Source organism: Phytobacter sp. V91, assembly GCF_965644225.1.
Lineage (GTDB): Bacteria > Pseudomonadota > Gammaproteobacteria > Enterobacterales > Enterobacteriaceae > CBFFRJ01.
The window spans coordinates 1-4,178 of sequence record NZ_CBFFRJ010000222.1; the positions used below are offsets into that span (position 1 = coordinate 1).

The 4,178-nt window shown below is 53.2% G+C and carries 5 protein-coding genes; 4 read left to right on the forward strand and 1 reads right to left on the reverse strand.

Translation table 11 applies throughout. The annotated features are described in order from the left end of the window. Nucleotides 1-349 precede the first annotated feature (349 nt). From ghrA to ACSZO4_RS24845, 4 genes are all read left to right on the forward strand, one after another. Nucleotides 350-1,288 carry a glyoxylate/hydroxypyruvate reductase GhrA gene (gene ghrA / locus ACSZO4_RS24830; RefSeq protein ID WP_437891757.1) on the forward strand — a complete coding sequence of 313 codons (939 nt, stop codon included), beginning with the start codon at nucleotides 350-352 and terminating at the stop codon, nucleotides 1,286-1,288. A gap of 82 nt (nucleotides 1,289-1,370) precedes the next feature. Continuing rightward, on the forward strand, nucleotides 1,371-2,108 hold the full coding sequence (locus tag ACSZO4_RS24835) for a phosphatase (RefSeq protein WP_437891758.1): 738 nt from the start codon (nucleotides 1,371-1,373) through the stop codon (nucleotides 2,106-2,108). Nucleotides 2,109-2,134: 26 nt separating this feature from the next. Beyond that, nucleotides 2,135-2,686 (forward strand): TorD/DmsD family molecular chaperone, encoded by a 552-nt coding sequence (locus ACSZO4_RS24840; protein WP_437891760.1) that lies wholly within the window; start codon nucleotides 2,135-2,137, stop codon nucleotides 2,684-2,686. Between the two features lie 105 nt (nucleotides 2,687-2,791). Beyond that, nucleotides 2,792-3,274, forward strand: a complete 483-nt coding sequence (locus tag ACSZO4_RS24845) for a DUF1097 domain-containing protein (protein ID WP_437891761.1) — start codon at nucleotides 2,792-2,794, stop codon at nucleotides 3,272-3,274. Between the two features lie 37 nt (nucleotides 3,275-3,311). Here the strand turns inward: ACSZO4_RS24845 and csgG are convergent, their stop codons facing one another. Then, nucleotides 3,312-4,121, reverse strand: coding sequence for a curli production assembly/transport protein CsgG (gene csgG / locus ACSZO4_RS24850; protein WP_437891762.1), 810 nt, complete (start codon nucleotides 4,119-4,121; stop codon nucleotides 3,312-3,314). Nucleotides 4,122-4,178 lie beyond the last annotated feature (57 nt).

Below are 4,178 nucleotides of genomic sequence, written 5' to 3' on the forward strand. Positions count from 1 at the left end.
GGGGATTCGAACCCCCGATACGTTGCCGTATACACACTTTCCAGGCGTGCTCCTTCAGCCACTCGGACACCTCACCATATTGTCTTCCCGATGCTACCGGGACGGGCGCTAATGTAGGGAAAACTGACACTTCCGTCAATCTTCTTTTTCAATTAATTCGCGTGTTTAGACAAACTTCAAACAACCTGCTTCTTAAACGTTCTGAAATTGATTTTTTTCGCAGCAGAACCGTTTTTTCACGGTACAGGCACAGATATTTGCTATGTTGTTATGCCCGCCGATGAGCTGAAAAACATCGGCGCTTTTACGATCAAGGCATGGAAAACAACAGACAATAACGGGAGCTGAGATGCAGATTATCTTTTACCACCCCACATTTGACGGCGAATACTGGCTTCGTTTGTTAAGTGATGCCCTTCCTGGGGCGAACGTTCGCGTCTGGGCGCCCGGCGATGATGCTCCGGCAGATTATGCGCTGGTATGGCGACCACCCGTTGAGATGCTAAAAGGGCGTGCGCTGAAAGGCGTGTTCAGCCTTGGCGCCGGGGTGGATGCCATTCTGAACAAACTAAAAGCGCATCCGGAGATGCTGGCTGCACATATTCCCCTGCTTCGTCTTGAAGATACCGGCATGGGACTGCAAATGCGTGAGTATGCGGTGAGCCAGGTTTTGCACTGGTTCCGTCGTTTTGATGACTATCAGGCGCTGAAGCAGCAGGCGAAATGGCAGGAACTGGACGAGTATCATCGCGAAGATTTTACCATCGGCATTTTGGGGGCTGGGGTGCTGGGTTCGCAGGTGGCCGAAAGTTTACGTCAGTGGGGCTTTCCTCTGCGCAGCTGGAGTCGTTCACGCAAAACAATTCCCGGAGTCACCAGCTACGCGGGCAAGGATGAAATGGGCGATTTCCTGCGGGGGACGCGGGTATTGATCAATCTGCTGCCCAATACAGCGGAAACGGCGGGTATCATCAACCTGTCGCTGCTCAATCAACTGGCGGACAACAGCTATGTGATGAATATTGCACGCGGAGCGCATGTCGTCGAAAGCGAGCTTTTGCAGGCGCTTGAGAGCGGCAAAGTCAAAGCGGCAATGCTGGATGTCTTCCATCAGGAGCCGCTTCCTGCTGAAAATCCTCTGTGGGCGCATCCCCGCGTGGCTATCACCCCGCATGTTGCTGCGGTGACGCGACCGGATGAAGCCATCGCCTGGATTGCCCGTACCATCGGGCAAATCGAACGCGGCGAGGCCGTCAGCGGTCTGGTCGACAGGGAAAGAGGTTACTGATCACAAGGCTGTCTGGCCGGGTTTTCGTTAAAAATGGCGACGATAACTGCTATCCTTGCAGAAACAACTACAGGAGAGTTTCATGTATCCCGTTGACCTGCATATGCATACCGTCGCCAGCACCCATGCCTACAGCACCCTCCAGGACTATATCAGCGCCGCAAAAAGTAAAGGTATTAAGCTTTTTGCGATAACCGACCACGGGCCTGATATGGCCGACGCTCCCCACTACTGGCATTTCGTCAATATGCGTATCTGGCCACGGCTGGTCGATGGCGTGGGCATTTTGCGTGGTATCGAGGCCAATATTAAGAACATCGACGGTGAGATTGATTGCAGTGGCCCGATGCTGCCTTCACTGGATCTCATTATCGCAGGCTTCCATGAGCCCGTTTTTGCGCCCCATGATCAGGACACCAATACCCAGGCGATGATTGCCACTATCGCGGGTGGCATTGCGCATATCATCAGTCATCCGGGTAATCCAAAATATCCCATTGATATCAAAGCCGTTGCTGAAGCTGCTGCTAAATATAATGTCGCACTGGAAATTAATAACTCCTCATTCCTTCATTCGCGTAAAGGCAGTGAAGCGAACTGTCTCGCCATTGCGGCGGCGGTGCGTGATGCGGGCGGCTGGGTGGCTCTGGGATCTGACTCCCACACTGCTTTTACGCTGGGTGATTTTACGGAATGTCGTAAAGTGCTCGACGATGTGGGTTTCCCGCAGGAGCGTATCCTTAATGTTTCTCCTCGCCGAATGCTCGATTTCCTTGAGTCACGCGGTATGGAACCCATTAGCGAATTTGCTGAACTTTAATCACCTTATTTTACCGGAATCCTTGCATGAACGAATTTTCCATCCTGTGCCGTGTACTCGGCTCACTCTTTTACCGTCAGCCGCAGGATCCGCTGCTGGTGCCGCTCTATACGCTTATCCGCGAGGGCAAACTGGCCGAGAGCTGGCCGCTTGAGCAGGATGAGTTGCTGGAACGGCTGAAGAATAATTGCGATGCCCAGACGCTGGCCGCGGACTACAACGCGCTCTTTGTCGGTGACGAATGCCGCGTTTCGCCTTATCGCAGCGCCTGGGTGGAAGGGGCTGACGAGTCCGAAGTGCGGACTTTCCTCTCTGCCCGCGGCATGCCGTTGACGCAAACGCCTGCGGACCATTTCGGTACGTTATTACTGGCTGCATCCTGGCTTGAAGACCAGTCAGCCGAGGATGAAAGTGAGGCGCTGGAAGCGCTGTTTGCTGATTATTTGCTGCCGTGGTGCAGCACTTTCCTCGGCAAAGTCGAAGCTCATGCCACGACCCCTTTCTGGCGCTCGCTGGCGCTTCTCACTCGAGAAGCACTTTCTGCAATGTGGGATGAATTGCAGGAAGAAGAGGAGTGAAAAAGGTGATCCAGATCACATAATAAATGCAATGAGAATATATACGTTGCATTTATTGTGTTGCTAATCACAAATAATGGCCGCGTATCTGCTAAGATGCGCGCCATGAACTTACTTATCTCTCTCGCATTAACAACAGGTCTGCTGTCTGGTCTTTGGGGCTGGGTAGCCGTCTCGCTCGGCCTTATCAGCTGGGCGGGCTTCCTCGGTTGTACCGCCTATTTCGCCTGCCCGAAGGGCGGCGTCAAAGGGCTGCTTATTTCACTTTGTACCTTGCTGAGCGGTGCGGCCTGGGCGCAGGTGATTATTCACGGTAGCGCACTGGCTCCGCATTTAGAGATTTTTGGCTATGTAGTGACCGGGCTGGTGGCCTTTCTGATGTGTGTGCAGGCCAAAAGTTTGCTGCTCTCCTTTGTGCCTGGAACCTTTATTGGGGCCTGCGCCACCTTTGCCGGCCAGGGTGACTGGCGACTGGTGGTGCCTTCGCTGGTGGTAGGACTGCTGTTTGGATTCGTCATGAAAAATAGCGGTCTGTGGCTGGCATCCCGCCGCGTGGCTGTATTGCCTGAGGCACAAAAAAAAGCGTGACGGTGGAAGCCGACACGCTTTTTCTTTGCCTTTACCATCAGGATTCTGGTGGTACGGCCATCTCGCGGTATTTCACTAACACCTCATTTTTGTTCTCGGCTTTATTTTGCAGATCCCACAATCCGCGATCGATACCGTCATTGATGAGCAGAATGACGCCGGTTTCGATGGCAGACATCAGGCACAACATCACCGGTTCATTGGCGGTATAGCCGATTTCACCTTCCAGCAGACGTTGATAATCGATAAAGCGGAATACGCCAGCCTGCACCTCATAAGACAAAATCGTCTTGCTGGTGTTGACGGAGGAGAGGATCTCTCCGGTGCTGACATTCACCACGCGCAGGTTCACCGCAATCTGGTCAAGCTGGTACTGCGTGTCAGCGCCAATCCCAAAGTAACGCGCTCCCGCGCCCCCAGATTTTACATTGCTCTCGTAGCCAATAATCGAGCCCTCAACCATCACGTTGGCCGCGGTCAGAGACTGTAACGGGAAACGGTTGTTGATGGCGACCGTCCCGTTTTCCTGGGCGGCACGGATGATTTTTCGCTCGTTAAGCAAGTTTTGCAGCCCCTGGCGTTCCAGCGGGACAAACCAGCGTGAATCTTTAAGCTCGGTCACCAGCATAGAGGTGGCGCTTTGCGGGACGGCGGTGGAGAAGTTACTTGCCGGATAAGGTTTAAACTGTCCGGTTTCATCCTGAATGTTGTATACCGACACGAAAATCTTGCCGGTAGGCAACGGCAGGTGTGTTAAGTCCTGATAGCTTTGGGCCCGAGGTAATAAAGTAGGTTTTGCGGCCTGTTTTGGCGGCGCAGTTAAGCATCCGCTTAAGGAAGGTGCGATTTAATCGGTGGGGTTCAGTGGAGTCCTTATCTGTATTAGCCTTACCTTAGCTGAGCT

Excerpts from the sequence above, each read along its gene's own strand:
- ghrA (WP_437891757.1), top strand. The coding sequence starts at position 350 with ATGCAGATTATCTTTTACCACCCCACATTTGACGGCGAATACTGGCTT.
- ACSZO4_RS24835 (WP_437891758.1), top strand. The coding sequence starts at position 1,371 with ATGTATCCCGTTGACCTGCATATGCATACCGTCGCCAGCACCCATGCC.
- ACSZO4_RS24840 (WP_437891760.1), top strand. The coding sequence starts at position 2,135 with ATGAACGAATTTTCCATCCTGTGCCGTGTACTCGGCTCACTCTTTTAC.
- ACSZO4_RS24845 (WP_437891761.1), top strand. The coding sequence starts at position 2,792 with ATGAACTTACTTATCTCTCTCGCATTAACAACAGGTCTGCTGTCTGGT.